At 74.6% G+C, this 25,578-nt stretch carries 24 protein-coding genes and 1 tRNA gene; 14 read left to right on the forward strand and 11 right to left on the reverse strand.

Going from position 1 to position 25,578, the window contains the following annotated elements; genetic code table 11:
* Positions 1 to 9: 9 nt before the first annotated feature.
* Positions 10 to 1,371: a D-arabinono-1,4-lactone oxidase gene (locus Cch01nite_RS16350; protein ID WP_203757394.1), complete on the reverse strand. Its 1,362-nt coding sequence runs from the start codon at positions 1,369 to 1,371 to the stop codon at positions 10 to 12.
* A 151-nt stretch (positions 1,372 to 1,522) separates the two neighbouring features.
* Here Cch01nite_RS16350 and Cch01nite_RS16355 point away from each other — a divergent pair, with 151 nt between their 5' ends.
* The 5 genes from Cch01nite_RS16355 (at position 1,523) to rlmB (ending at position 7,376) form a co-directional block, all read left to right on the forward strand.
* On the forward strand, positions 1,523 to 2,179 hold the full coding sequence (locus Cch01nite_RS16355) for a TetR/AcrR family transcriptional regulator (protein ID WP_203757396.1): 657 nt from the start codon (positions 1,523 to 1,525) through the stop codon (positions 2,177 to 2,179).
* On the forward strand, positions 2,176 to 3,480 hold the full coding sequence (locus Cch01nite_RS16360; RefSeq protein ID WP_239070808.1) for an MFS transporter: 1,305 nt from the start codon (positions 2,176 to 2,178) through the stop codon (positions 3,478 to 3,480). Before Cch01nite_RS16355 ends, Cch01nite_RS16360 begins: the two co-directional genes overlap by 4 nt.
* The gene (locus Cch01nite_RS16365; RefSeq protein ID WP_203757398.1) at positions 3,477 to 4,661 is read left to right on the forward strand and encodes an alanine racemase; all 1,185 of its coding nucleotides are present in this window, start codon (positions 3,477 to 3,479) and stop codon (positions 4,659 to 4,661) included. Before Cch01nite_RS16360 ends, Cch01nite_RS16365 begins: the two co-directional genes overlap by 4 nt.
* Before the next feature lie 165 nt (positions 4,662 to 4,826).
* Positions 4,827 to 6,266, forward strand: coding sequence for a cysteine--tRNA ligase (gene cysS / locus Cch01nite_RS16370; protein WP_203757400.1), 1,440 nt, complete (start codon positions 4,827 to 4,829; stop codon positions 6,264 to 6,266).
* A 105-nt stretch (positions 6,267 to 6,371) separates the two neighbouring features.
* The gene (gene rlmB / locus Cch01nite_RS16375; protein WP_203757402.1) at positions 6,372 to 7,376 is read left to right on the forward strand and encodes a 23S rRNA (guanosine(2251)-2'-O)-methyltransferase RlmB; all 1,005 of its coding nucleotides are present in this window, start codon (positions 6,372 to 6,374) and stop codon (positions 7,374 to 7,376) included.
* Between the two features lie 69 nt (positions 7,377 to 7,445).
* Here the strand turns inward: rlmB and Cch01nite_RS16380 are convergent, their stop codons facing one another.
* The 5 genes from Cch01nite_RS16380 to Cch01nite_RS16400 form a co-directional block, all read right to left on the reverse strand.
* A complete protein-coding gene (locus Cch01nite_RS16380) occupies positions 7,446 to 8,732 on the reverse strand; it encodes a DUF4032 domain-containing protein (RefSeq protein WP_203757403.1) in 1,287 nt (428 codons plus the stop codon).
* Positions 8,733 to 8,882: 150 nt separating this feature from the next.
* Positions 8,883 to 10,010, reverse strand: a complete 1,128-nt coding sequence (locus Cch01nite_RS16385; protein ID WP_203757404.1) for an ABC transporter ATP-binding protein — start codon at positions 10,008 to 10,010, stop codon at positions 8,883 to 8,885.
* A gap of 153 nt (positions 10,011 to 10,163) precedes the next feature.
* On the reverse strand, positions 10,164 to 11,564 hold the full coding sequence (locus Cch01nite_RS16390) for an outer membrane protein assembly factor BamB family protein (protein ID WP_203757405.1): 1,401 nt from the start codon (positions 11,562 to 11,564) through the stop codon (positions 10,164 to 10,166).
* A gap of 23 nt (positions 11,565 to 11,587) precedes the next feature.
* Positions 11,588 to 13,051 carry a PQQ-binding-like beta-propeller repeat protein gene (locus Cch01nite_RS16395; protein WP_203757406.1) on the reverse strand — a complete coding sequence of 488 codons (1,464 nt, stop codon included), beginning with the start codon at positions 13,049 to 13,051 and terminating at the stop codon, positions 11,588 to 11,590.
* A 10-nt stretch (positions 13,052 to 13,061) separates the two neighbouring features.
* Positions 13,062 to 14,570, reverse strand: coding sequence for an outer membrane protein assembly factor BamB family protein (locus Cch01nite_RS16400; protein ID WP_203757407.1), 1,509 nt, complete (start codon positions 14,568 to 14,570; stop codon positions 13,062 to 13,064).
* 206 nt (positions 14,571 to 14,776) lie between these two features.
* Here Cch01nite_RS16400 and Cch01nite_RS16405 point away from each other — a divergent pair, with 206 nt between their 5' ends.
* Genes Cch01nite_RS16405 through Cch01nite_RS16420 form a run of 4 tightly spaced genes read left to right on the forward strand, consistent with a single transcriptional unit; the run spans position 14,777 to position 16,798 of the window.
* Positions 14,777 to 15,154, forward strand: coding sequence for a YbaB/EbfC family nucleoid-associated protein (locus Cch01nite_RS16405; RefSeq protein WP_203757409.1), 378 nt, complete (start codon positions 14,777 to 14,779; stop codon positions 15,152 to 15,154).
* Positions 15,151 to 15,465, forward strand: coding sequence for a type VII secretion target (locus tag Cch01nite_RS16410; protein ID WP_203757411.1), 315 nt, complete (start codon positions 15,151 to 15,153; stop codon positions 15,463 to 15,465). The genes Cch01nite_RS16405 and Cch01nite_RS16410 overlap by 4 nt, the downstream gene beginning before the upstream one ends.
* Positions 15,462 to 16,388 carry a WXG100 family type VII secretion target gene (locus tag Cch01nite_RS16415; RefSeq protein WP_203757413.1) on the forward strand — a complete coding sequence of 309 codons (927 nt, stop codon included), beginning with the start codon at positions 15,462 to 15,464 and terminating at the stop codon, positions 16,386 to 16,388. The genes Cch01nite_RS16410 and Cch01nite_RS16415 overlap by 4 nt, the downstream gene beginning before the upstream one ends.
* Complete coding sequence (locus Cch01nite_RS16420; RefSeq protein WP_203757415.1) at positions 16,385 to 16,798, forward strand: hypothetical protein; 414 nt, start codon at positions 16,385 to 16,387, stop codon at positions 16,796 to 16,798. Before Cch01nite_RS16415 ends, Cch01nite_RS16420 begins: the two co-directional genes overlap by 4 nt.
* Before the next feature lie 17 nt (positions 16,799 to 16,815).
* Here Cch01nite_RS16420 and Cch01nite_RS16425 read toward each other — a convergent pair whose 3' ends face one another.
* From Cch01nite_RS16425 to Cch01nite_RS16440, 4 genes are read right to left on the reverse strand one after another with little or no spacing between them, the layout of a single operon-like run.
* Positions 16,816 to 17,544, reverse strand: a complete 729-nt coding sequence (locus Cch01nite_RS16425; RefSeq protein ID WP_203757417.1) for a hypothetical protein — start codon at positions 17,542 to 17,544, stop codon at positions 16,816 to 16,818.
* Positions 17,545 to 17,597: 53 nt separating this feature from the next.
* Positions 17,598 to 18,305, reverse strand: a complete 708-nt coding sequence (locus tag Cch01nite_RS16430) for a hypothetical protein (RefSeq protein WP_203757419.1) — start codon at positions 18,303 to 18,305, stop codon at positions 17,598 to 17,600.
* A gap of 41 nt (positions 18,306 to 18,346) precedes the next feature.
* Positions 18,347 to 19,153 carry a trehalose-phosphatase gene (gene otsB, locus Cch01nite_RS16435; RefSeq protein WP_203757421.1) on the reverse strand — a complete coding sequence of 269 codons (807 nt, stop codon included), beginning with the start codon at positions 19,151 to 19,153 and terminating at the stop codon, positions 18,347 to 18,349.
* A complete protein-coding gene (locus Cch01nite_RS16440) occupies positions 19,146 to 20,585 on the reverse strand; it encodes an alpha,alpha-trehalose-phosphate synthase (UDP-forming) (protein ID WP_373309953.1) in 1,440 nt (479 codons plus the stop codon). Before Cch01nite_RS16440 ends, otsB begins: the two co-directional genes overlap by 8 nt.
* A 222-nt stretch (positions 20,586 to 20,807) precedes the next feature.
* Here Cch01nite_RS16440 and Cch01nite_RS16445 point away from each other — a divergent pair, with 222 nt between their 5' ends.
* From Cch01nite_RS16445 to Cch01nite_RS16465, 5 genes are all read left to right on the forward strand, one after another.
* Positions 20,808 to 22,622, forward strand: coding sequence for a serine/threonine-protein kinase (locus tag Cch01nite_RS16445; protein ID WP_203757423.1), 1,815 nt, complete (start codon positions 20,808 to 20,810; stop codon positions 22,620 to 22,622).
* Between the two features lie 78 nt (positions 22,623 to 22,700).
* Entirely contained in the window at positions 22,701 to 23,222 is a 522-nt protein-coding gene (locus Cch01nite_RS16450) for a hypothetical protein (protein ID WP_203757425.1), read from the forward strand.
* A gap of 40 nt (positions 23,223 to 23,262) precedes the next feature.
* Positions 23,263 to 24,168 (forward strand): DsbA family protein, encoded by a 906-nt coding sequence (locus Cch01nite_RS16455; RefSeq protein WP_203757427.1) that lies wholly within the window; start codon positions 23,263 to 23,265, stop codon positions 24,166 to 24,168.
* 86 nt (positions 24,169 to 24,254) lie between these two features.
* Positions 24,255 to 24,331 (forward strand) — tRNA-Thr (locus tag Cch01nite_RS16460).
* A 134-nt stretch (positions 24,332 to 24,465) separates the two neighbouring features.
* Positions 24,466 to 24,720: a hypothetical protein gene (locus tag Cch01nite_RS16465; protein ID WP_203757429.1), complete on the forward strand. Its 255-nt coding sequence runs from the start codon at positions 24,466 to 24,468 to the stop codon at positions 24,718 to 24,720.
* Between the two features lie 130 nt (positions 24,721 to 24,850).
* Here the strand turns inward: Cch01nite_RS16465 and Cch01nite_RS16470 are convergent, their stop codons facing one another.
* Positions 24,851 to 25,570, reverse strand: a complete 720-nt coding sequence (locus Cch01nite_RS16470; RefSeq protein ID WP_203757431.1) for a hypothetical protein — start codon at positions 25,568 to 25,570, stop codon at positions 24,851 to 24,853.
* Positions 25,571 to 25,578 lie beyond the last annotated feature (8 nt).

The following is a 25,578-nucleotide window of genomic DNA, read 5'->3' on the forward strand; positions in this document are numbered from 1 at the left end:
CGGGTGACCTCAGGCGACCGCCTCCGGCACGCGCTCGAGCCCTTCGACGGGTCCGAGCACCCGGTCGAGGTACGGGTTCGAGAACATCCCCTCGGGGTCCGCCTGGTTCCGGACCCGCTGCGCGTCGGCGAACCGCGGGTAGACGAGACCGAGGCGCTCGGCGTCCAGCCAGTGGATCTTGCCCCAGTGCGGCCGGCCCTCGACCTGCGCGACGATCCGCTCGACCGCGGAGAAGTAGCGCGTGAACGGCAGGCGCACGTACTGGTGGACGGCGACGTAGGCCGTCTCGCGGCCGTGCGCGGTGGACAGCCACAGGTCGTCCTGCGCGGCGAACCGGACCTCGACGGGGAACGGGAGGCGCTCGCCCGACGCCTCGATCCAGCGGTCGATCTCCTCCAGCACACCGGTCAGCTCGGCGCGGGGCACCGCGTACTCCATCTCGCGGAACTTCACCCGGCGCGGCGAGATGAACACCTCGGCGGACGGGGCCGTGTAGCGGCGGGCGCTCAGGGCGCGGGCGGCGAGGCCGTTGATGGTGGCCGTCGCCGGGGGCACGAGCGTCGCGACCCGGTTGGTCAGCGAGAACAGGCCGTTGGACAGCAGCTCGTCGTCGACGAAGGAGCGCACCGGGTTGAGCCGCTGGTGCACGTCGTCCGGGATGCGGTTGTTGCGCTTGGTCAGCGCCCGCCGGGTGTGCGGGAACCAGTAGAACTCGAAGTGGTCGTTGCCGTCGACGAGCTCGTCGAGGCCGTCGAGCACGTCGTCGAGGGCCCACGGCTCCTCGCGGGCCTCGAGCCGGAACGCGGGCACGACCTCGAGCGTGACGGCCGCGAGCACGCCGACGCTGCCCAGGCCGAGCCGGGCGAGCTCGAAGAGCTCGGGTCGCCGGGTGCTCGACGTCTCGACGACGTCGCCGGTCGCCGTGACGATCCGCGCGCCGACGACCTGCGTGGCGAGTCCGCCGAGCCGCGCCCCGGTGCCGTGCGTGCCGGTCGAGATCGCGCCCGCGATGGACTGCTTGTCGATGTCGCCGAGGTTGCGCATGGCGAGGCCGTGCTGCGCGAGGAGGGTGTTGAGCGCGCCGAGCCGGATGCCGGCGCCGACGGTGACGTGCGTGGAGCCGTCCGGCTGGGGCGCGACACGCTCGAGTGCGTGGACCGCGTCGAGGACCACCTGGACGCCGTCCGTGACGGCCGCAGGGGTGAACGAGTGGCCGCCGCCGACGGCCCGCACTCGCATGCCCTCGGCGCCGGCGCGCCGCACGGTCGAGACGAGTTCGTCCAGATTGTGCGGGTATGACACGCTTCGCGGCGTCGCGTGCGCAGTGCGCGCCCAGTTCTGCCACGGCGCGACGGCATGCGGTCGTCCCATATCTTCAAGAGTCGACCTGGTCGGTTGTCCAAGTCAAGTGTGCACAGTCCTTGACTATCGTCATGACTGCCATTGAGATGTGTCGTGGGGATGGGCGGTCCCGCGTGCCGGCCGGTGTCGGCGGGGTCGTGATCACAGGGAGGGGACCGGCATGAATCGCTTGCCCGTGGCCGAGAGGCGCGAGCAGCTGATCGAGGCTGCGCTCGCAGTCGCGAGCCGCGACGGCATCGACGCCGCGACCGTCCGGGCCATCGCGGCCGAGGCGGGCGTGTCGCTCGGCGTCGTGCACTACTGCTTCCAGGACAAGGACGAGCTGCTGCGTGCGATGGCGCACGCCATCACGTCGCAGAACCTCGCGCGCAGCCTGGGCGACCTGCCCGAGCACGCCGACCTCGACACGGTGGTCGACGGGGTCGTCGACGCCCTCTGGACGGGCATCAGCGAGTCGCGCGGGCCGCAGCTCCTGTCGTACGAGCTCACGACGAGCTCGCTGCGGCACGCCGAGCTGAACCAGGTCGCCATCGAGCAGTACCGCGGGCAGTGGTCCGCGGCCGAGCAGGTGCTCGAGCTCATCGAGCGGACCGCCCAGATCGGCTGGGCGATCCCGCGCTCGCAGGTGGCGCGCGCGATCGTGGCGGTGATCGACGGCTACTCGCTCGCGTGGCTCGTGGACGCCGACGGCGAGCAGGCGCGTGCCGGCCTGCAGGGGTTCGGCCAGTTCCTCAAGACGCTGGCCGTGCCCGCCGCGCTCGAGCCCGACGAGGGCGACCACGCCTCCGTCGGCGCGCCCGACGGCGCCACCGCGTGAGCACCAGCCCGTCGACGCACCTCCGCGCGGGAGTCACCCCCGTGCAGCGGCGCGCCCGGGTCGCCGCGTCCGCGGGCTTCGCGACCCAGGGCTTCGTGTTCGCGATGGTCCTCACGAGCCTCACCGCGTTCAAGGACCGCTACGGCATCGGCGACCTCACCATCGCCGCCGTCATCCTCGGCGTCTGCGTCATGGCGGGCGTCGGCACGTTCCTCGCGGACCGGGTCGCCCGGACCTCCGGCGGGAGCCGCGCCGTGCTGACCGCCGGGCTCGGCGTCGTCGCGGCCGCCGTCGTGGTCGTCTCGACCGCCCCGGTGTTCGCCGTGCTCGCCGTCGGGTTCGCGATCTACGGCGTCGGCCTCGGGATGGTCGACGCCGGGACGAACATGCAGGCGGTCGCGATCCAGCGGGACTACGGGCGGTCGCTGCTCACCGGGTTCTACGCCGCGTGGTCCGCGGGCGGCATCCTCGGCACGGTCGCGATCGCGGTGTCCACCGACCGGGTGCCCACCGACCCCGTCGCGCTCGTCCTGCTGTCCGGGAGCGTCGTCGCCGTCGCGGTGGCCGTCCTGGTCGCCGCGCGCGGCCGTCGCGACGAGGTCCCGCTGCACGTCGAGACCGTCGCCGTCGTGCCGTCCGTCGACGCGGCCGTGCCCGCTGCGACCGCCTCCGCGAGCACGTCGGGCCCGACCCGGCCCGACATCCCGTGGGCCCCGCTGCTGGTCCTGGGGCTGGCCGTCGTCGCGTACTACGTCAACGACCAGGCCATCTCGACGTGGAGCCCCATCTTCATGGACGAGGTGCTGAGCACCACCGGCACGCTCACGAAGCTCGGCTACGCCGCCTACCTCGCGATGACGCTGGTGTCCCGGCTCGCGGGCGACCCGTGCGTGCGCCGCTGGGGTCGTGCGCGAGTGGTGCGCGTCGCCGCGATCGTCGGCTCGGCGGGCCTCCTGCTCGTGCTGACCGCTCAGGCGCCCGAGCAGGCCATCCTCGGGTTCGCCGTCGCGGGGGCGGGCCTCGGGCTCATCGCCCCGCTGTGCTTCTCGGCCGCCGAGTCGCTCGCGCCCGGGCACGCCGACGCCGTCGTCGCCCGGCTCAACGGCTTCAACTACGTGGGCGCCGTGCTCGGCGGGGTGTTCGTCGGCGCCGTCGGCAGCGCGTCGAACCTGCGCTGGGGCTTCGCGATCCCCGCGGTGCTCGTCCTCGCCGTGGCCGTGCTCGCGGGCCGGTTCGGCTCGCTGCACCCGGCCGACCGGGACGCACCGGCCACCGCCCACCTCCCCGGGGCCGGTGCATGACCGGCACCCTCGGCGCGCGCCTCGACGAGGCCACCCGCCACCTGCCGGCGCCGCTCGCCGTCGTCGACCTCGACGCGCTCGACGCGAACGCCACCGACCTCGTCCGCCGCGCGCAGGGCACCCCGATCCGCGTCGCGAGCAAGTCCGTGCGCGTCCGGCACGTCCTCGACCAGGTGCTCGCCCGCCCCGGGTTCGCCGGGGTCATGGCCTACTCGCTGCGCGAGGCGCTGTGGCTGGCCCGCGAGGGCGTCGACGACGTGCTCATGGGCTACCCGACGGTCGACACCGGGGCGCTCGACGAGCTCGCCGCGGACCCGCGTGCCGCGGCCGCCGTCACGCTCATGGTCGACGACGTCGCGCAGGTCGAGCTCGCCGCGTCCGCCGCCGCCGCGCACGGCGCGCACCTGCGGATCTGCCTCGACATCGACGCGTCGCTGCGACTGCGCCTCGGCCCGGTCGGCGCGCACCTCGGGGTCCGCCGCTCGCCCGTCCACGGGCCGGCCGACGCCGCCGCGCTCGCGCTCGCCGCCACCCGCCGGGACGGGATCGAGGTGCGCGGCGTCATGTTCTACGAGGCACAGGTGGCGGGGCTGCCCGACACCAGCGCCGCCGTGCGCGCCGTGAAGCGGCTCTCCATCAGGGACCTCGCCACCCGGCGCCGGGCCGTCGTCGACGCCGTGCAGGACGCCGTCGGCCACCCGCTCGGGCTCGTGAACTCGGGCGGCTCGGGCTCCGTCGGCTCCAGCGTGTCCGACCCCACCGTCACCGAGGTCACCGCCGGGTCGGGGCTGTTCGTGCCGACCCTGTTCGACGGCTACCGCTCGTTCGAGCCGCGCCCGGCCGCGTTCTTCGGCCTCGACGTGGTGCGCGTGCCCGCACCCGGCTACGCCACCGCGTTCGGCGGCGGCTACATCGCGTCCGGTCCGGCCGCCAAGACGCGGCTGCCGCGGCCCGTGTGGCCCGGCGGGCTCGCCCTCACCGGCCGGGAGGGCGCCGGCGAGGTGCAGACGCCGCTGCGGCTCGGGGCCGGGACGGACCTGCGGGTCGGCGACCGGGTGTGGTTCCGGCACGCCAAGGCCGGCGAGGTGATGGAGCGGTTCGAGACGGTCCACCTCGTCCGGGGGGAGATCGTCGACGCGTCGGTGCCGACGTACCGGGGCGAGGGGCGCACGTTCGGCTGACGGCGGTGCCGGCCGTGACGGCTGGCGGCGGCCGCCGGTGGCTGGTCCGGCGCCCGCGCCGCGGCGCGTCGGTGCTGATCGCCGGGCCGTCCGGCCCCGCAGGAAGCCGCGCCGGGACCCGCGACCGAGGCGAAGTCCGGGCGGCGGTCCCGGTAGCCTTGCCCGGTGACCCTCCGCCTGTTCGACTCCGCGACCCGCACGGTGCGCGACTTCGTCCCGCTCGTCGCGGGCGAGGTCGGCATCTACCTGTGCGGCGCGACCGTCCAGGCACCGCCGCACATCGGCCACCTCCGGTCCGGGATCGCGTTCGACGTGCTCGTGCGCTGGCTGCGTCGGACCGGCCACCGCGTCACGCTGGTCCGCAACGTCACGGACATCGACGACAAGATCCTGCGCAAGGCCGACGAGGCCGGCGAGCCGTGGTGGGCGTGGGCCATGACGAACGAGCGGGCGTTCACGGCCGCCTACGACGCGCTCGGCGTCCTGCCGCCCGCGTACGAGCCGCGCGCCACCGGGCACATCCCGGCGATGGTCGACCTCATGGAGCTGCTCATCTCCCGCGGCCACGCGTACGCCGCGGACACCGGTGACGTGTACTTCGACGTCCGGTCGTTCTCCGAGTACGGGGCGCTGACCAACCAGCGGGTCGACGACATGGTCCCCGCGCCCGACGAGGGCCCCGAGGGCGACGACAAGCGCGACGTGCGCGACTTCGCGCTGTGGAAGGCCGCCAAGCCGGACGAGCCCGCGACGGCGTCGTGGGACACCCCGTACGGTCCGGGCCGCCCCGGCTGGCACCTCGAGTGCTCCGCGATGGCGCAGCGGTACCTCGGGGAGTCGTTCGACATCCACGGCGGCGGCCTCGACCTGCGTTTCCCGCACCACGAGAACGAGCAGGCGCAGTCCCGGGCCGCCGGGTACGGGTTCGCGCGGTACTGGCTGCACAACGGCTGGGTCACGCAGGGCGGCGCGAAGATGAGCAAGTCGCTCGGCAACGGTCTCCTCGTCGACGTCGTGCTGCAGCAGGTGCGTCCGGCCGTGCTCCGGTACGCGATGACCGCCGTGCAGTACCGCTCGATGCTCGAGTGGACCGACGACACGCTCCGCGAGGCCGAGGCCACGTGGGACCGGCTCGCCGGGTTCGTCGAGCGCGCCGCCGAGAAGGTCGGTGCCGCGGACGACGACGAGGTCGCGAAGGCCGAGCTCCCCGACGAGTTCGTGCAGGCCATGGACGACGACCTCAACGTGCCGGCCGCCCTCGCGGTCGTCCACGAGCACCTGCGCAGCGGCAACTCCGCGCTCGCGTCGGGCGACCTGAGCACCGCCCGCGCCGACATGGTCGCGCTGCGGGCGATGCTCGACGTGCTCGGCCTCGACCCCGCCGGCCGGCAGTGGCGCGGCACCGGTGGCGACGCCCGGTACGCGCGGGCGCTGCAGGCCGTCGTCGCGGGCGAGCTCGAGGCGCGTGCGCAGGCCCGTGCCGCCCGTGACTTCGCGACGTCCGACGCGATCCGCGACCGGCTCGCCGCCGCGGGGGTCGTCGTCGAGGACTCCCCGGGCGGCGCGCGCTGGTCGCTCGCCACCCAGACGCCCGAGCAGGGCTGACCCCACCAGGACCCCGGACCCGGCTGCGAGGCTCGGCCCGACGACACAGCAGGGACGCACGGACCGCAGGACGCGGGTGCGCACCGATCAGACATTGGAGCAGTGATGGCCGGCAACTCCCAGCGCCGCGGCGCGACCCGCAAGGCGGGGTCGAAGAAGGGCGCGACCGTGGGGACGGGCGGCAAGAACCGCCGCGCGCTCGAGGGCCGGGGACCGACCCCGAAGGCCGAGGACCGCGAGTACCACCCCGCCGCGAAGGCGAAGGCCGCCGCCGAGCGCCGCGCGGCGACCACGCGCGGCACGTCCGGCCGTCCGTCGGCCTCCGCGTCGCGCAGCGCCGCCGGGTCCAAGGGCGGACGCAAGAGCTCGACCCACGAGATCGTCTCGGGCCGCAACTCCGTGGTCGAGGCGCTGCGGGCCGGCATCCCCGTGTCCACGGTGTACCTGGCGTCCAAGCTGGAGGCCGACGAGCGGACGCGGGAGATCATCAGCACCGCCGCCGACGCCCGGTACCCGCTGCTCGAGGTGAGCCGCGCGGAGCTCGACCGGCTCACCGACGGGTCCGTGCACCAGGGTGTCGCCATCCAGGTGCCGCCGTACGCCTACGCCGACGAGGACGACCTGCTCGACGCGGCCGAGGAGTCCGACCGGCCCGCGCTGGTCGTCGCCCTCGACGGCGTGACCGACCCGCGCAACCTCGGCGCCGTGCTGCGCTCGGCCGGGGCGTTCGGCGCCCACGGGGTGCTCGTGCCCGAGCGCCGGGCCGCCGGCGTGACCGCGTCGGCGTGGAAGGTGTCCGCCGGTGCGGCCGCCCGGGTGCCCGTCGCCCGCGTGACGAACCTCGTGCGGACCCTGCAGGCGTACAAGCAGGCCGGCGTGTTCGTGGTCGGGCTCGACGGCGGCGGCGACACCCAGATCGGCGACCTGCCGTTCGCGACCGACCCGCTGGTGCTCGTCGTCGGGTCGGAGGGCAAGGGGCTGTCCCGGCTGGTGCGCGAGCAGTGCGACGCGATCGCGTCCATCCCGATCGCGTCGTCCGTCGAGTCGCTCAACGCCGGGGTCGCGGCGGGCATCGCGCTGTACGAGGTGTCGCGCACGCGCGCGTCCTGACGCCGGACGATCGACGGCCCGGCGGCTCGTGCCACCGGGCCGTCGGGCCGTCGCCACCGACCGTGGGCGTCAGCCGAGGATCTGGTCGTCCTCCACGCGGGGGATCATGTCAGTGTCCCGCAGGTCGCCGGCCTGGACGCCGAGGATCGACTGCTCGTCGGGCCGCTGCGGGAGGATGTCCCGCACGTAGCTCTTCACGGTCTCCTTCATCGGCACGTCACGGTTCTGCTGCTGCGACAGGAACCACCGGTGGTCGAGCAGCTCGTGGAAGATCTGCGCGGGCTCGAGCTTCTTGCGCAGGTCCTTCGGCACCCCGCGCACGGCCGGCTCGAACACCTCGGTCAGCCAGTCGTGCGCGACGAACGCCTCGTCCTCGCGCTGCCGGTCGGTCGCCGCGCGGTACTCGTCGAGGTCGTTGAGCAGGCGACGGGCCTGGTTCTCCTGCACGTCCAGGCCGGTGAGCCGCATGAGCCGGCGCGAGTGGTGACCGGCGTCGACGACCTTCGGCTGGATCAGCACGGTGGTGCCGCCGACGTCCGTCGTGATGTCGAGCTCGCCCACGTCGAAGCCCAGGTCGTTGAGCCGGTCGATGCGGGCCTGGACCCGCCACCGCTCGCCGTACCCGAACGACTCCGTCTCCGTCAGGGCCCGCCACAGGTCGCGGTACCGCTCGGCGAGGGCGTCGCCGATCGCGACCGCGTCGACGTCGTCCTCGAGGAACTCGCCGGCCTGCAGGTCCATGAGCTCGCCGATGATGTTGACCCGGGCCACCTCGAGGTCGTACTCGCGCTGCCCCTGCGTCAGCCGGTCGTGCAGGTCGCCCGTCTCGGCGTCGACGAGGTACGCGGCGAACGTCTCGGCGTCCCGCCGGAACAGGGTGTTCGACAGCGACACGTCACCCCAGTAGAAGCCGGCGAGGTGCAACCGCACGAGCAGCACCGCGAGCGCGTCGATGAGGCGGGTGGCCGTGTCGGGCCGCAGCGACTGGCTGAACAGCGAGCGGTACGGCAGCGAGAACTGCAGGTGCTCCGTGATGAGCACCGCCTCCAGCGGCTCGCCGTCGGGGGAGCGCCGCCCGGTGATGACGCCCACGGGCTCGACGCTCGGCACGTCGATCCGGCTGAGCTGCCGCAGCAGCTCGTACTCCCGGTACGCGACGGTCTCGCCGATCTCCTTGATGGCGACGACCCGGCCTGACATCCGCGCGAACCGCACGACGTGCCGCGAGATGCCGCGGGGGAGCGCGGCGAGCGTCTCCGCCGGCCAGTCTTCGAGCGGGATGTGCCAGGGCAGGTCGAGCAGCGCCGGATCGGGCGAGGCCGCCGTGATCTGGAGCCGCTGCGAGTCGGGGGTCATGGGTCGATTCTCTCAGGCGATGGCGACACCGCCCGGGACGGGGTCCCACGAGGTGGTCCCGGTGCGCGTTGGAGGGTTCCCACACGCCGGAACGCCGAAGGGCGGGCCCGGTACGAGACCGGACCCGCCCTTCGGGCAGTGCGACGAGCGTCAGACGGCGATGCGCACGCCGGAGCCCGCGTGGAACAGGTGCTGCTCGCCCGGGCGGATCTTCACCCAGATCGTCTCGCCCTTGCCCGGCACCTGGCGCGGGTCGACGCGGACGATGACCTGGGCCTCGCCGGCACCGGAGTGCACCGAGGCGGCCTGGCCGAACTCGTTGGTCAGCGAGCCGTAGACGAACGCGTCGGAGCCGAGCTCCTCGACGATGTTGACGATGACCGGGAACGCGTCGGCCGTGCCCTCGGGCACGACGTCGAGCGACTCGGGACGGAAGCCGACCGTGATGTGGTTCTTGTCGGCGTCGGTGAGCGACGCGATGACGTTGCGCGGCACGGCGACGCGGGCGCGGCCGAGGTTGGCGTAGCCCTCGAGCACCGGGAACGTGCCGATGTTCATGGCGGGCGAGCCGATGAAGCCGGCGACGAACACGTTGGCCGGGGTGTCGTACATGTCGCGCGGCGTGCCGACCTGCTGCAGGAGGCCGTCCTTGAGGACCGCGATGCGGTCGCCCATCGTCAGGGCCTCGGTCTGGTCGTGCGTGACGTACACGGTGGTGACACCGAGACGACGCTGCAGCGACGCGATCTGCGTACGGGTCTGGACGCGGAGCTTGGCGTCGAGGTTCGACAGCGGCTCGTCCATGAGGAACACCTGGGGCTGACGCACGATGGCGCGGCCCATGGCGACACGCTGACGCTGACCACCCGAGAGGGCCTTCGGCTTGCGGTCGAGGTACTGGGTGAGGTCGAGGATCTTGGCGGCCTCCTCGACACGGGCGCGGATGTCCGCCTTCGGCGTGCCGGCGATCTTGAGCGCGAAGCCCATGTTGTCGGCGACCGTCATGTGCGGGTACAGCGCGTAGTTCTGGAAGACCATCGCGATGTCGCGGTCCTTCGGCTGGACGTCCGTGACGTCGCGGTCGCCGATGAGGATGCGGCCGGCGTTGACGTCCTCGAGGCCCGCGAGCATGCGGAGCGAGGTCGACTTGCCGCAGCCCGAGGGGCCGACGAGGACGAGGAACTCGCCGTCCTCGATGTGGAGGTTGAGCGCGTCCACCGCGGGGCGCTCCGTGCCCGGGTAGACCCGGGTGGCGTTGTCGAACGTAACCGTAGCCATGGTGTGCAGTTCCCTTCACCGGCAGGTACGTGCCGGACGATCCGTTGTGAAGAGTGCCAGAGGTGTCCTCAGTGACACGGACCGAGGTGTGGCGGAAGCCATCCTCGGTCCGCCGTCATCATGCCATACCGGTCGGGAAGCCCCGCCAGGGGGTCACCCGATCACCCACTCGTCGTCACCGAACCCGACGGACAGCAGCCCCTGCCACGTGGAGAGGAAGAGGCCGTCGGTCGCCCCGCCCGTCGGGTCGGCGTCGCGCGCGTCGCCCTTCCACAGGGCGCGGCCCGTGCGCAGGTCGAGCCCGACGACGGTGAGGTTCTGGGGCGCGACCGCGACGACGACGTCGCCGTCCAGGGTGAGCTGGTACACGCCTGCGAGCCGGGTCTGCCAGAGCCGCGTGCCGTCGACGGCGTCGTAGGCGCTGACCACGTCGGACCCGGTGACGAGGACGACCCCGTCGTGCACGGCGAACGCCCCGGCGTCGACGTCGAGCCACAGCTTCTCGCCGGTGCCGGCGTCGCGCGCGACGAGGCTGGAGCGGGCGCCCTGGTTGTCGCCGTAGAGGTCGACGCCGGGCGCGCTGCCGTCGTCGGGGTCGGCCGCGACGGCGAACCCGGGGATCTCGACGACGCCGCCGCCGAGACGGACCGAGCTGCGGATCGACCCGTCGGGGTCGTGCTCGGAGACGGCGAGCGCGCCGCTGCGCGTCGCGCCGACGAACCCGGTGGGCAGCGCCTGGTCGGCGAGCACGGTGCCGTCGGCGCCGACGACCCACGCGTGCCCGCGGTCGGCGATCGCGACCCACTCGTCGGCACCCTCCAGGTGGCCGAACAGCGGGTTGGCGTCCGAGGTCACGTCCGGGGCCTCGACCGGTGCCCGGGACGTCCTCGTGGTCCAGACGACCGCGCCGGACGTGTCGTGGGCCGTGAGCGTCCACCCCACGGTCGACCCGTCCTCCTCGGGCGCCGCCGTGACGACGAGGTCGCCGACCTCTCGCCAGGCCCGCAGCTCGGACGTCCACGCGCCCACGAGCGTCCAGGTGGTGGTGTCCACGACGACGACCGGGGACGGGCGGGTCGTCGTGATCACCTGGCTGGTGCCGACGCACACCGCGCGGCCCGAGGCGCCGAGCGGCGCGCACTCGGCGCCGTCCGTGTCGAGCCCGCCCGGCGTCGGGGCGCTGACGGTCCACGTGCGGGCCCCGGTGGCGGGGTCGATGCCGACGACCTCGACAACACCGTCCTCGACGGTCGCGCCGACGAGCTCGGTCCCGACGCGCACCGCTCGGGCGGCGGCACCGTCGAGCTTCCACAGCACCGCGAGGGCGCGCTCCGGCGGCGGGACGGTGCGCACGGCACGCGGCTGGTGGTCCTCGGCGAGCTGCCGGCGCGCGTCGACCGCGGTCTGCAGCATGACGAGCGTCGCGACGACGACGACCGCGGCCGTGACCGTCCACCGCCATGAGAGCCGGCGGCGCGCGGGCCGTGGTGCAGGGCCATGGGCAGCGGGCGCCTCGAGCTCGTCGAGGTCGACCTCGCGCATCTCGCGGCTCATCCCGCGGAGACTAGAGCACGGCGTCAGCCGACGATCGTCAGCCCGTCGGGCGAGACGATCCCGAGCATCCCCCACCCGGTCGTCAGCCAGCGGGCCGTGCCCGCACCGTCGCCCACGAGCGGCCGGGCGTCCTGCGTCCACAGCTCCGCGCCGTCCGACAGCGCGAACGCCCGCACGGTGAGCGTCGGCGACAGCGCGAGCAGCACCCGCCCGTCGGTGGCGAGCCGGCGGACGTCCGGGCCGTGGCCCGTCCAGACACGTCGGCCGGTGACGGCGTCCCGGGCGACGACGCCGTCGGACGACGCCGCGTACAGCACGCCGCCGAGCAGCAGGGTCGCCGAGACGGCCTCGCGGCTGCGCCACAGCTCGCCCCCCGTGCGGCCGGACCGCACGACGACCGGGCCGTCGAACGACTGCATCACCTCCACGCCGGGGGCGCTGCCGTCGTCGACCGTGGGCGGCTGGACGGTCTCCCGGACGGTGAGCGTCGCGCCGCCGACGACGAGCGCGGCGCGAGGACGGTCGAAGCCGCTGGCCGCCGACCAGTCGACGAGCCCGACCACGCCGGTGCGGCCGAGGGTCGCGACCTGCGCACCCGTGTCCAGCGCGCTCAGGAGGGAGCCGTCCCCCGTCAGCAGCCACGCGTGGTCGCCGTCGGTGAGCAGGAGGCGGTCCCCGGCCGCGCGCAGGTCCTGCCACGTCAGCTCCTGCCCGTCGGGCCCGATGACGAGCGGGCGGTCCCACGGCGGCGTCGTCGTGCGCCACGCGGGGTCCGGCTCGTCGACGGCGGTCAGGTCGGTGGCGAGCACCACCCACGAGGTCCCCGCCGCGTCGTCGTGGGACGACGCGAGCACCACCCGGGAGCCCTGCACGGTCCACAGCTGGGTGCTGACGGTCCGCACGACGACGACCGTGCCGTCGTCGGCGTCGAGGACCACGAACGCGGTCGGGCGCGGGCCGGGCGGCTCCGGCGTGCTCGGGCGCGGGCCGGCGACCGCGCACACCACGCGCGGGACCCGACCCGGACCGCCGAGCGGCGCGCACGTCACGGGTGCACCGGCCCGGGGGCCGACGGCGCCGACGGGCACCTCGGTGCTCCACCGCGACGCGCCGGTGGCGCGGTCGATCTCGCGGACGCTCAGCACACCGCCGGAGGTGGTCTGCGCCGCCACGAGGTGCCGGCCGGCGAGCGCCGCGAACGGCGCAGCGGTGCCGTCGCCCGGCGGGTGCCACCGCTCCTGCAGCCGGTCGCCGACCGGCGGCAGCGCGCCGGGCACCGTCGCCGCCCGGTCGAGGTCGGCGCGTGCTCGCGCGTCCGCGCCGGCCTGGTACGTCACGAGCGCGGCCACCAGCGCGACGCCGGCGACGACCGCCGGGACGCGCCACCGGCGCACCCGAGGCCCGCCCGTGCGCGCCGGCCCCGGGGGCTGCGCCGGCTCCTGCTCGACGAGCTCCACGTCCTGCATCCGCCCCGACACGGCCGGCACCGCCCGACGCTCAGCCGAGCACCGCGACGGAGCCGTCGGGGAGCTGCACGTACAGCCGCGGCAGCCGCGACGACACGACGAGCTGCTCGCCGGACCAGGCGAGGCTGGCCGATACCTTCGCGAGCAGGTCGGTCCGCCACAGCGCCCGGCCGTCCGACGGGGCGTAGCCCTCCGCGCTCAGGCCCAGGCCGCGCACGACGAGCGAGCGCCCGTCGGTCGTCATCTCGTCCACCGAGCGGTCGAGGTCGACCGTCCACAGGGTCCCGCCGGTGGTCGCGTCGAGCGCCTGCAGCCCGTCGGCCGTGCCGACGAACAGCCGGTCGTCCAGCAGCAGGGCCGTCATCGCCCGCACCGAGACCTGCCACACCCGCGCCCCGGTGCGGCCGTCGCGCGCCTCGATCCGCGAGATGCCGCCCTCCGACTGCTGGGCGAAGAACACCAGGCCCGCCGCCGACCCGTCGTCCACCGGCAGCCACAGCGGCACCGACGCCGTGCGGACCCACGTGCCGTCGTCCCGCAGGAGCGCGCTCCGGCCGCCCCGCCCGTCGTACGTCGACTGCACGAGCCCGCCGGCGCGGGTCAGCTCGACCCACGACACGTCGTCGAGCAGCACCGACCGGTGCAGCGTCCCGTCCGTGCCGAGCTCCCACGCGTGGTGGTCGACGATCAGCAGGACCCGGTCGTCCCGGGCGTCGAGCGCGGCGGACCGGGTCGACGAGTCGTACGTCGTGGTGCCGTCCTCGCGCCCCACCACGTCGACCGGCGGTGTCGTGTACGCCCAGGCGACGTCGCCGGTCCGGCCGTTCGTGGCCGTCACCGCCCAGCGGACCGTGCCCGCGCCCGCCGCCGCGGGGGTCGTGCCGTCGAGCAGCACGGGCACCGCCGAGACGACGTCGCCGCGCGAGAACGTCAGGCCCGCCTCGCCGGGCAGCCGGGTGGTCCGCAGGAGACGACCGTCCGCCGGGTCCAGCACCCACACCGTCATGTCGGGGCTCACACCCGCCGTGCCCGACTGCTGCGCGACGCACGCCACCAGCCCGTCGAGCGGTGCGCACGTGGTCCACGCCTCCGGGGCGCCCCCGTCCGGCGTCATCAGCGGTGTCGCGAGCTCCGCCGACGTGGCCCAGCGGCGCTCCCCGGTCCCGGCGTCGAGCCCCCACAGCTCCAGCGACCCGGGCTCCGTCTCCGCGACGCCCACGAGCGTCCCGTCCACGACGGTCCCGCCCTGGAGGACCTGCGACACCTCGAGGTCGCCGCGCCAGCGCACCTCGAGGCTGTCGTCGACCGGGGCCAGCACCCCGGGGATCGCGGCGAGCTCGGCGAGACGGGCGCGCTCGCGGGCGTCGACGACCGCCTGCGTGCCGACGAGGACGACGGCGAGGCTCAGCCCTCCGGCGACGAGGAGGCGGGCGTTCCGGCGCAGCCACGGGTGTCCCGGGGGCGCGGCCGACGGCGGCGCGGCACCCGGTCCGACACCGTCGGGCTCGACGAGCTCGACGTCCAGCATCCGGCCGGACATGCAGCCACGGTAACCCCGGAGGCGACCCGGTTCCGCGCGGTCCGCGGGGTGACGGGCCTCGGTCGTCACGCGGGCAGGACCTGCCCGAGCGGCGCCCCCGGAGTGCGCCGATCGGGCGCAGTCCGCGGCCAGGCACGTGGATCGAGGGACGGGCCGACCTCCCGACCGGTACTGTCCCGGACCGGGAGCCGGGTGAAAGGTGGCACATGTCCGACATCGGACGCCTGCACGCGCAGGTCGAGAGCACGCTCGAGGCGGCCTTCGCCGCCGCGGCGCGGGCGGCACAGGTGGCCGGGGAGGTCGCGGCGCTCACCGGGCAGGGGACGGACCCCCGCGGCGGCGTGCGCATCCACGTGGACCACCGCGGCCTCCTGAGCGACGTCCAGGTCGCCGCGTCGGCCACCGAGGCCGGCACCGACGGGCTGCGCACCGCCGTGCTCGCCGCGTACCGCGCCGCCGTGGCCGACGTGCAGCAGCAGGCGGCGCCCCTGCAGGCGCAGCTCGCCGGGCCCCGCGTCGACCTCACCGACACGTCCCTCCTCGACGGGTTCGACGCCGTGCTGCGAGGAGGTGGTCCCCGATGAGCGAGCTCACCGTCGACACCAGCGCGATGCGTGCCCACGCCCGCGCCGTCGAGGGCATCGCCGCGCGGCTGTCCGAGGCTGCGGACGCGTCGGCGACGGCCGCGATGCCGGACGCGTCGTTCGGGCTCCTGTGCGCGTTCCTCCTGCCGCCCGCGACGCTCGTCCAGACGCTCGCCGCGGGGTCCGTCCAGGCCGCCGCGACGGCGATGGAGGGCATCGCCACCACCATCGGCGGGTCCGCCGACGCCTACGACGCGATCGACGGGGCCGTGCACGACGCGCTGTCCCGGATCACGAAGGCGCTCTCGTGAGCCTCGTCGCGGTCGCGGAGGGCCGCCCCGGGCTGGACGAGTGCTACAAGAGCCTCAAGATCATCGGCCCCGCCGCGTCGTCGATCGGCTCCGCCGCCGACGGGCAGTGGGCCGACATGGAGGGGATCGGCGGCGCGTTCACCGCCACGATGGACGTCGTCGAGTTCGCCCTCGACCCGATCGCCTCGATGGCCGCGAGCGTCGCCGGGTTCCTCCTGGACTACATGTGGCCCCTGCCCGACATGCTCGACTCGATCGCGGGCAGCCCCTCGGCGGTCGAGGCGAAGTCGCGGACCTGGGAGAACGTCTCCGGCCGGGTGCGGGACGTCGCCGGGGAGTACGAGGCGGCGGTGCGGTCCGCGCTCTCCGGGTGGGACGGGGTCGCGGCCGACGCGTACCAGACGTTCGCGGGCGTGTACGGGTCCGGGCTGCAGATGCTGGAGACCATCAGCGCAGGCGTCGGCCAGGCCATGCTCGGCGCGAGCATCGTGGTCGGCGTGGTGCGCAGCATCGTCCGCGACGTCATCGCCGACCTCGTCGGGAAGCTCATCTCGTGGGCGTCGCAGGTCGCCGGGACGGTCGGCGTCGGCGCGACGTGGGTGGTCCCGCAGGCGGTCGCCGCCATCGCGATCCGGGTGGAGCGCGTACGGGACTGGCTGGCCCGTCTGACCCGGGGCATCAAGACGCTGCTCGAGCTGTTCAACGACGCGAACAACGCGCTGAGCGAGGCGGTGCCGGCGCTGCGGCGGATCAAGGACGTCCTCGAGGGCATGAACGCGGCACCCGCGCGCATCGTCGCCGGGGCCGGGGACCTCGGCGGCGCGGTGCCGGTGCTCTCGGAGGCCGTGTACACCGCGACCAGCCTGTCCAACTCCATGGCGCGACTCAACGACGCCGTCGACCGCGCAGGAGGCGACTCATGACCACCCCCGGCCAGCCGCTGCAGGACCCCGCCGAGGCGTTCGCCCTGCTCGCCGCGTGGGACGCGCAGAGCAAGGACCAGGTCGCCCGGGCGCGGGCCGTGGGTGCGGCCGTCGAGTCCGTGCGTGTGACCGAGTGGTCGCCGGGCCGTGAGGTCGCGGTCACGCTCGACCACGCCGGCCTGCTCGTCGACGTGGAGTTCACGGAGCGGGCGCTCGCGGCGAGCCCCCTGTCGCTCGGGCTGACGATCACCAGCACCGTGCGGCGGGCGACGGCGCGGCTCCTGGTCGACGTCGAGGAGGCCGTGACGGCCGCGGTCGGCGCGGACGACCCGTTGGGGCGGTCCGCGGTGCAGCACTACCGCACGAGCCTGCTCGCGGCGTCCGGCGCTGGGGAGCGCTCCGCGAGGTAGGCGCCCGCGGCACCTGGTCAGGCCGGCGGGGCCAGTCGTCCGGCGACCGACGGTGCCGCTGCGCTCACGACGGCCACCGCCGGGTCCGCCGGGTCGTACCAGACGCTCATGGGCTGGCCCGCCTGGGGCCGGAACGTCGCGGAGCTGAGCTCGACGAACGCCCACACCACACCGGGTACGGCATCGGCCGTGACCGTGACCGTGCACCGGAGCCGGGCGGCGTTCGGCACCGGCTCGGTGGCCACGCCTGCCACGGTCGCGTCCGCGCGCTCCCGCCGCGTGAGCAGCGCCGACAGGCGCGCCCACCGACGGTCGCGTGCGCGGTCGCCCCGCCACGCCGCGACGCCACCACCCGCGAGCGCGATCGTCGCGACGGCGATCCCCACCGGACCCGCCCCGAGCGCGACGAGAGCCGGGAGCGCGACGACGAGCGCCACCGGGTACAGCAGCCAGTCCCCACGCCGCCAGTTCACGGCCAGCAGCACGAGCCCGACGAGGACCGACGCGAGCGCCGCGCCGCCGCCCCAGGCGTCCACACGGTCGCCCACCGCGTCGGCGCCGAACGACCCGACGACGCACGCGGCGACGGGCAGGGCCAGCAGGGCGCCGAGCACGCGCCTGGACGCCGAGGGCCGGTCCGCGAGCACGACGCCGGCGGGGAACTGGAGCGACTCCTCGACGGTGTCGACCAGGACGAACCGGACCGGGCGGTCGTCGACGTACCGGGGGACGTTCGGTGTGGGCACGCGCACAAGGTAGCCGAGACGGCGGCGTCGCCGCGTTCGGCGGTCGGGCGACGTCAGCGACTCTGCGCCGTCACGCGCGACGGCTGCTCGACGACCGCCACCGCGGCCACGGCGGGGTCGTCAGGGTCGTACCAGACCGTCATCCCGCTTCCCTCGCGCGGGTGGAAGTACGCGTTCGAGAAGGTCGTGAACGTCCAGGTGAGCGGTGACCCGTCCGGGCCGGGCGTCGTGGACGACAGCGTGATCTCGAGCTTGAAGTTGACGGGCGCGCTGACGACCTGGCTCCGCAGCGCAGTGACGACGGCGTCGGTGCGCACCTGCCGCTCGAGCAGGCCGGCGGTGCGCGCCCACCGGCGCCGGCGGGCCTCGTCCCCGCGGTGCGCCGCGAACCAGCCCCCGCCCAGCGCGGCGACCAGGACGAGCGCGCCGGCCGCCGGTCGCAGCACGACGAACGCCGCCACGGTGAGCACCAGCGCGACGGGGTACATCGCCGGCGAGCCGATCTTCCAGTTGACGACGGCCAGGACCATGGCAGCGGCGAGAACCACGAGGGGCAGGAACCAGATCCATCGGTCCGCGAACGCGACCGCGAGCACGACACCGACCAGGACGCCGAGCGCGACCGCCCGGACGTGCCGGGCCGTCGACGGGGCGTCCTCGAGCACGGCCTGCGCGGGGAACCGCTCGGCCTCGTCCGGGGTGCGGACCACCGCGAGCTTCACGGGAAGGTCGCTGATCATCGCGATGTCCGGCGTAGGCACCGCCGCAGCGTAACGGGGGCGGCGACGACGGCAGGACGAGGTCAGGCCCCGACGCGGTCGGCCAGGTCGCTGAGCACCGCGACGAGGTCCTCGGGGCTGTCGACGCGGAACTGCGCGCCGGTCTCGCCGCCGCCGACCTTGACCGTCACGTCGTGCTCCTCGAGGGCGTCGAAGGCGTGCTCGTCGGTCACGTCGTCGCCCGCGTACACCACGACGGGCGCACCGAGCTCGTCGCGCAGCGCCGTCATCGCCTCGCCCTTGCTCGCCCGCAGGACCGAGATCTCGACGACGTCCTTGCCGTGCAGCACGCCCGCGCCGAGCCGCTCGCCGAGCTCCATCGCCTCGGCCTCCGCCAGCTCGGCGACCTCGGGCGGGGCGAGCCGGGTGTGCACCACGACAGCGGTCGGCTTCGACTCGACCCACACGCCGTCACGGCCGCGCGCGACCTGCGCAGCCTGTGCGCCGAGCGAGGCGAGGCGGTCCGCCTGCTCGTCGGTGAGCTGGACGACGTCCCGGTCGAGGCCGAACCGGGTCACGCGGGCCCGCTCGGCGCCGTGGCTGCCGACCAGGTACGTCCCCGGCGGGACCTCGGCGAGCGTGTGCAGGTCGTTCATCGCGCGCCCGGACACCAGCGCGAGGGCGACGCCGTCCGTGCCCGCGAGGCGCGCCAGCGCCTGCACCCCTGCGGGCAGGATGCGCGAGCGTGCCGGGTCGTCCTGGAGCGGGGCGAGCGTGCCGTCGAAGTCGAGCGCGACGAGCAGGGGACGTGCGCCGCCCTCCACCACGCGGGTGAGGATCGCGCGCAGAGCGGCGGAGTCGGCGGGCTGGTGGGCAGTGGTCTCAGACATGCTCGGTCCTCGCGGGGACGGCGGTGAGGACCGCGAGGAACTCCTGCGACCACGCGGTCACGTCGTGGCCGAGGACCCGTCGCCGCAGCCGGCGCATGCGTTTGCGGGCCTCACGAGGGTCGATGTGCACCGCGTAGGTGATCGCGTCCTTCATGCCGTCGATATCGTGCGGGTTGACCAGGATGGCCCCGCTCAGCTCGTCGGCCGCGCCCGTGAACTCGGACAGCACCAGGGCGCCGCGGTCGTCCGAGCGGGCCGCGACGTACTCCTTCGCGACGAGGTTCATGCCGTCCCGGAGGGCCGTCACGAGCATCACGTCGGCCGCCAGGTACAGGGCAGCCATCTCGTCCATGGGGAACGACTGGTGCAGGTACTGCACCGGCGCGTGGCCCACCTGCCCCTGGTCGCCGTTGATCCGGCCGACCAGGAGCTCGACCTCGTCGCGCAGCTGCTGGTAGGCGCCCACGTTCTCCCGGCTCGGGCTGGCGACCTGCACCAGCGTCGTGGTGCTGGGTGACAGCCGGCCGTCCTCGAGCAGCTCGCCGTACGCCTTGATGCGGTGCCGGATGCCCTTGGTGTAGTCGAGCCGGTCCACGCCGAGTAGCAGCACCTCCGGGTCGCCGAGCTCGTGCCGGATCTGCCTCGCGCGCTCCTGCACCTCCGGCGTCCTGGCCAGCTCGTCGAACGCGCCCGAGTCGATCGAGATCGGGAACGCCGCGGCGCGCACGTGCCGGTCCACCTTGCCGTGCTTCATGAGGGTGATGACCTGGCCGCGCGTGGTCTCGTCGGTGAGACGGCGGACCACGCGCACGAAGTTGGACGCGTCGCCCGCCCGCTGGAAGCCGATGAGGTCCGCACCGAGCAGGCCCTCGACGACCTGCTTGCGCCACGGGAGCTGCGTGAAGATCTCGAGCGGCGGGAACGGGATGTGGTGGAAGTAGCCGATCCGCAGGTCCGGTCGCAGCTCCCGCAGGAACTTCGGGACGAGCTGCAGCTGGTAGTCGTGCACCCACACCGTGGCGCCCTGCGCGGCCTGCGCGGCGGCGGCCTTCGCGAAGCGCCGGTTGACCCGCTGGTAGTCGTCCCACCACGGCCGGTGGAACTGCGGCGGCGCGATGACGTCGTGGTAAAGCGGCCACAGCGTGTCGTTCGAGAAGCCCTCGTAGTAGCTGGCCACCTCGTCCTCGCTGAGCGGCACCGGGACGAGCTGCGTGCCGTCGACCTCGAACGGGTCGAGCTCGAGGTCCGGCGAGCCGCCCCAACCGACCCACGCACCCTCGGCGCCGGACATCACCGGGGCCAGCGCCGTCACGAGACCGCCGGGGGAGCGGTCCCAGGTGGGCTCGCCGTCGTCCCCGAGACTCACGTCCACGGGCAGTCTGTTGGCGACGACGAGCAGGTCGTAGCCGTCGGCGGCCACGTCAGGGCGCACAGGATCAACTCCTCGGAGGGTGTCTCCCGACCCTATCGAGGGGTTCCGACGGCCGCCGCCGGTCGGGCGCACGTCACACCGGCGCCCGCGCCGGTCGCACCGCCGGTCGCACCGCCGTCCGCACCGCCGCCGGCACCGCCGTCCGCACCGCCGCCCGCCGCCCGGCGGGTGAACCCGCGCGGCGCAGGCGCTCGCCCGGCGACCGGCGGCTACCGTGCCGTCATGGAGCGGATCGGTCTGACGCCGGGGTCGGAGATCGGTGGGTACACCATCGTGGCTCCGCTCGGTTCGGGGGGCATGGGGGCCGTCTACCGGGCGGTCGACGGGGGCGGCACGCCGGTCGCGCTCAAGCTCCTGCACCCGCACGTCGGCACCGACGCGGTCGTCCGCGACCGGCTGCGCCGCGAGGTGCACGCGCTGCAGAAGCTCCACCACCCGGCCGTCGCCGCGATCCTCGACGCGGAGGCCGACTCCACGGAGGCGTTCCTCGTCACCGAGCTCGTCGCGGGGGACACCCTCGAGGAGCACGTGCGCGAGCGGGGGACGTTCGACGCGGACGACCTGCTCGCGCTCGCCGAGGGGCTCCGCGCCGCGCTCGCGGCCGTGCACGGCGCGGGCGTCGTGCACCGCGACCTCAAGCCGTCGAACGTGCTGGTCACGGACGACGGACCCGTGCTCATCGACTTCGGCATCGCCCAGGCCGCCGACGACACCAAGGTCACGTCGACGGGCCTCGTCATCGGGACCCCCGGGTACATCGCGCCCGAGCTGCTCGACGGCGAGGACCCGTCGCCGGACACCGACTTCTGGGGCTGGGCCGCGGTGCTCGTCTTCGCCGCCACGGGGCGGGCGCCGTTCGGCACCCGCCCGCTCGAGGCGGTCCTCGCCCGCGCGCGGGCCGGTGAGGTCGACGTGGCCGGGCTCGGCCCGCTCACCGCGGCCGCGCTGCGGGGGGCGCTCACGAGCGACCCGGCGAGCAGGACCGCGCCCGACGACGTCGTGGCCGCCCTCACGGTCGTCGCCGCGGAGGGGGACCTGGCGCCCGACGAGGTCGCCACGACCGAGCTCGACGCGAGCCCGGCCACCCGTGCGCAGGACGGGCTCGACGCGACGGCGCTCGCTGCCGGGGCGGCCGGGGCCGGGGCCGCCGCGACGGCGACGATCGCGGCACCGGCACCGGCGGTGGCCGCGAGCCCGGCGAGCACAGCGAGCACAGCCGGCACGGCGACCCTCGTGGCCCACGACGGGCTCACCCGCACGTTCGACCCCGACGCCGGCGGCCCGGCAGACCCGTCCGCGGGCACGTGGGCCGACGACGACGTGACCGACGACGCCGCCGACGAGGACTACGACCCCGACGGCGTCGACTGGATCCAGGACGACCTCGACGCCTCCGAGGTGCCGGAGCCCGAGGGGTCGGGCTACGTGCGCCCCCCGGCGCGTCGTCGCTGGGGCACGCTGCTCGCCCTCGCGCTGCTCGTCCTGGTCGCCGGCAGCCTCTACCCGGGGATCACGCTCCTCGCGGTGGGGGTGCTCGTCGTCGTCGAGCGGACGTTCGGCTCGGCCGTCGAGGCGATGCACACCCGCCGCGAGCGCGCCGGTGTGCGCCGCTCGGACCGGGCCGTCGCGGTCGCCGCGACCCCGTGGCACCTCCTCCGGACGGCCGTCGGGCTCCTGCCGTCGCTCGTCGTCGCCGCGAGCGTGGTCGTGATCGTCGTGGGCGTCGTGTGGTGGCTGCTCGACTCGGGGACGTGGGCGCTCGACGGGGCGGCGTCCGGCGAGGTGCCGCACGGCGTGTCGGCGTCGCTCGCGGTCGGCGGCCTCGTGCTGCTCGCCACGCTGCTGGTGTGGTTCGGGCCCCTGTCGGCGATGACCCGGACCGGTGCCCGGCGTGTGCTGGCCGTCGTCGCCCCCGGACGCCGCGGGGCGCTGATCGCCGTCCTGCTGCTGCTCGTCGCGTCGGCGATCCTCGCCACGGTGCTGCGTGACGGTGCCGTCATCGTCTGGGCTCCGCTGCCCACGCCGACGCTGCCCTGACCACGTCCCCGCCACCTGTCGGCGGGCCGCCTCGTGGACCCGGTCCGCGGTGACAGGCGGTGGCCCTACCCTGAGCCCATGCGCACGCGACGGAGCCCGGTGGCGACCGCGCTCCCGCGTGCCGTCGGGCGGCTGCCGCACCCCGTGCTGACCGGGCTGGCCGTCGCGCTGTGCCCGGCAGTCGGGCTCGCGCTCGCGGCGCAGGGCAGGGTCCTGCTGCACCAGTGCCTGCCCGCCGGGGGCCTCGGGCCCTGGGGTGTGGGGCTCGCCGTGCTGCGGGACGCGTCCGAGTGCCCCGACGGGAGCTACGCCCTCGGGTCGGTCGCGAGCGGTGCCGTGGTGCTCCTCAGCGTCGCCGTGCCGGTGCTCGTCGCCCACCTCCTCGCCGCCCTGTGCGGCGTGGGCCTGTCCGCGGCGGTGCTCGGTGCGCTGCGCGCGGTGCCACGGTTCCTGCGGACCCTCGTCCGCCGGACCGTCGACGAGCCCGCGGCCGTCGTCGTCCGCGGTGCCCGCATGCGTGTGGCGGCCGTCCCGGTGCGGCCGCACGCGCGCCTCCTCGTGGTCCATCTCCCGGTGCGAGGCCCTCCCGCCGTCGTGTGACCACCCCACGACACCCACCGAACGGACCAGGAGAACCGTCATGCCCACGAACGACCCACGCCCCACCAAGTCCCAGCGTCGCGACGACGCCCGCGCCAAGGCCCTCGCGATGCGCAAGGAGCAGGAGCGCAAGGCGAAGCGCAACCGTCTGCTCGCGATCATCGGCCTCGGCGTCGTGGTCGTCGCGCTGGTCGCCGTCGCCTTCTTCATCGTCAAGCAGGACCGCGACACCGCGGCCGCGAACTCGACGGTCGCGTACGGCGGCGGTGGCGACGATGTGAAGCCGCCGTCGCTGTCCGACGTCACCGCACCCGAGCCCGCGAACGAGAGCGGCGCGATCCCGGTCGGCAAGGACGGCGTCGGCAAGGCCGGCGACGACGACGTGCTCGTGAAGGTGTACTTCGACTTCATGTGCCCGTACTGCGGCCAGTTCGACTCGATCAACAGCAAGGCTCTCGACGACATCGTCGCCGGCGGCGGCGTGACCGTGGACTACCACCCGCTGGCGTTCCTCGACCGGGCGTCGAAGGGCACGTTCTACTCGACGCGCGCCGCGAACGCCGCCGCGATCGTCGCCGACAAGGACCCGGAGCACTTCACGGCGTTCGTCACCGCGCTGTACGCGAACCAGCCGGAGGAGAACACGACCGGCCTGACGGACAAGGAGATCGAGAAGGTCGCGACCGATGCGGGCGTGCCCGCCGACGTCGCCGCGACGTTCACGACCACCGTCGACGGCACGTTCGAGACGACGGACGGCACGTCGAAGGACGGCACGTGGCGCACGTTCGCCCCGTGGGTCGCCGCGACCACGAACCAGGCGACGACCGACCTGCCGAAGCTGTCGACGCCGACGATCCTCATCGACGGCCAGGCGTTCGAGGACTGGTCGAAGGAGGGCGCCCTGCAGGCCGCCGTCGAGGCCGCGAAGGCCGCCAAGGGCTGAGGCCGCGAGGGGTGGCCGCTGCGGCGGTCACCCCTCGGGCGCGGTCCGGGCGGGTTCTCCGGCGTCGGTACGCTGGGACCCGCATCGCCTCCTTAGCTCAGTCGGCCAGAGCACCTGTCTTGTAAACAGGGGGTCGTCGGTTCGAATCCGACAGGGGGCTCCACGTCCGACCTGCACGGACCTCGAGCCGCACGCTCGCGTTCCCCGCGGTCTCACGACCTGCACGAACACGCTCCCGCCGCCCGGTTCCTGCCCTATCGTTCGGGTTTCGTTCAACCGGGCAGAGAGGACGCGAGGATGCGGTCGAAGATGTGGGTGAGGGCGGCGAGCACCGCGGTGGGTGCGGGGCTGGTGCTCGGCACGCTGGTCATGGGACCGGCGGCGACGGCGGCGACCAGCGGGAAGCAGGGGCCGTTCGAGACCCGGGAGCTCTGCGACCTGTTCCAGTACCGCGCGTGGAGCACGGGGAAGTACAAGTACGTCGGCGACTGCTACGCGTACCGGCCGCAGAACGCGTTCCAGGGCTGGTTCTTCAACACCACGACGTACTGACGACCCGGTCGGCGTGATCGCCGCCAGGTGACCGCTCGGGGTCCCGGACCTCGAGGGGCGTGGCGGCCGGACCTGTCCTGCGGGACGGCGTCCGGCCGCCACGACCCGTTCGGGGCCGCCGGCGACGCGCTCACCGTCGGGTGGGTTCCTCGGCCCCGGGCCGTCCCGCAGGCCTCTCGGCGCGGGCGAGCTGCCGTCGTCGCGCGGAGCGGACCCACGGTGGGAAGAACATGAGCGCGAGCCCCGCGGTCGCGACGGCGAAGAATCCGAACGCGAGGGGGAGCACGACGCGGTCGGACCCCTCGCCGAGCGCGACCCAGAGCAGGGCCACGACGAGGCAGACGAGGCTCATGGCGAGGTAGGCGATGCCCTGCACCCACGCCATGACCTGCCACAGGCGCAGGTGGGGTACCGAGCCGGGGAACGTCGCCGCGAGCTCGCCGGTGCGTCCGACGAGGTCCTGGTCGTCCCACGCCAGCCCCGCCCGCTCGGCGGCGTCGCGGACGACGGGTGCCGGGTACCACCCCGGAGGGTGCTGGGGGAGCGCGGACCCGGTGGAGCCCTCGCCGGAGGGGAACGACCCGAGGGGCGTGCCGCCGGTGTCGGTGACCACGTACGTCGTGACCAGGCCGTCGTCGTACCGGGTCGGGAAGGCGGCGTGGACCCGGACGACGGCGTGGGCCTCGCCCGGCCGGTCGCCGACGGGGAGGTCGAACGCCGGATGCTCGTCGGGCCGGTGGGTGGGCGGCACCCAGCGGACCCGGTCCGGCCCGATCTCGACGGAGGACCCGTCGTACGCGCGGCGGGTCCTCGGGGAGTCGTAGCGCCCGTGGTGCGGCTCGAGGATCACGGCGCCAT

It is taken from the genome of Cellulomonas chitinilytica, from assembly GCF_016862675.1.
In the GTDB taxonomy this organism is placed as follows: domain Bacteria; phylum Actinomycetota; class Actinomycetes; order Actinomycetales; family Cellulomonadaceae; genus Cellulomonas; species Cellulomonas chitinilytica.

What these genes read in the sequence shown, in the direction of transcription:
- Cch01nite_RS16385 (WP_203757404.1), bottom strand. Translation starts at nt 10,010, where the DNA reads ATGGCTACGGTTACGTTCGACAACGCCACCCGGGTCTACCCGGGCACG.
- Cch01nite_RS16350 (WP_203757394.1), bottom strand. Translation starts at nt 1,371, where the DNA reads ATGGGACGACCGCATGCCGTCGCGCCGTGGCAGAACTGGGCGCGCACT.
- Cch01nite_RS16405 (WP_203757409.1), top strand. Translation starts at nt 14,777, where the DNA reads ATGTCCGACATCGGACGCCTGCACGCGCAGGTCGAGAGCACGCTCGAG.
- Cch01nite_RS16410 (WP_203757411.1), top strand. Translation starts at nt 15,151, where the DNA reads ATGAGCGAGCTCACCGTCGACACCAGCGCGATGCGTGCCCACGCCCGC.
- Cch01nite_RS16365 (WP_203757398.1), top strand. Translation starts at nt 3,477, where the DNA reads ATGACCGGCACCCTCGGCGCGCGCCTCGACGAGGCCACCCGCCACCTG.
- otsB (WP_203757421.1), bottom strand. Translation starts at nt 19,153, where the DNA reads ATGTCTGAGACCACTGCCCACCAGCCCGCCGACTCCGCCGCTCTGCGC.
- Cch01nite_RS16400 (WP_203757407.1), bottom strand. Translation starts at nt 14,570, where the DNA reads ATGTCCGGCCGGATGCTGGACGTCGAGCTCGTCGAGCCCGACGGTGTC.
- Cch01nite_RS16455 (WP_203757427.1), top strand. Translation starts at nt 23,263, where the DNA reads ATGCCCACGAACGACCCACGCCCCACCAAGTCCCAGCGTCGCGACGAC.
- Cch01nite_RS16390 (WP_203757405.1), bottom strand. Translation starts at nt 11,564, where the DNA reads ATGAGCCGCGAGATGCGCGAGGTCGACCTCGACGAGCTCGAGGCGCCC.
- Cch01nite_RS16450 (WP_203757425.1), top strand. Translation starts at nt 22,701, where the DNA reads ATGCGCACGCGACGGAGCCCGGTGGCGACCGCGCTCCCGCGTGCCGTC.
- Cch01nite_RS16420 (WP_203757415.1), top strand. Translation starts at nt 16,385, where the DNA reads ATGACCACCCCCGGCCAGCCGCTGCAGGACCCCGCCGAGGCGTTCGCC.
- Cch01nite_RS16355 (WP_203757396.1), top strand. Translation starts at nt 1,523, where the DNA reads ATGAATCGCTTGCCCGTGGCCGAGAGGCGCGAGCAGCTGATCGAGGCT.
- Cch01nite_RS16445 (WP_203757423.1), top strand. Translation starts at nt 20,808, where the DNA reads ATGGAGCGGATCGGTCTGACGCCGGGGTCGGAGATCGGTGGGTACACC.
- Cch01nite_RS16465 (WP_203757429.1), top strand. Translation starts at nt 24,466, where the DNA reads ATGCGGTCGAAGATGTGGGTGAGGGCGGCGAGCACCGCGGTGGGTGCG.
- rlmB (WP_203757402.1), top strand. Translation starts at nt 6,372, where the DNA reads ATGGCCGGCAACTCCCAGCGCCGCGGCGCGACCCGCAAGGCGGGGTCG.
- Cch01nite_RS16380 (WP_203757403.1), bottom strand. Translation starts at nt 8,732, where the DNA reads ATGACCCCCGACTCGCAGCGGCTCCAGATCACGGCGGCCTCGCCCGAT.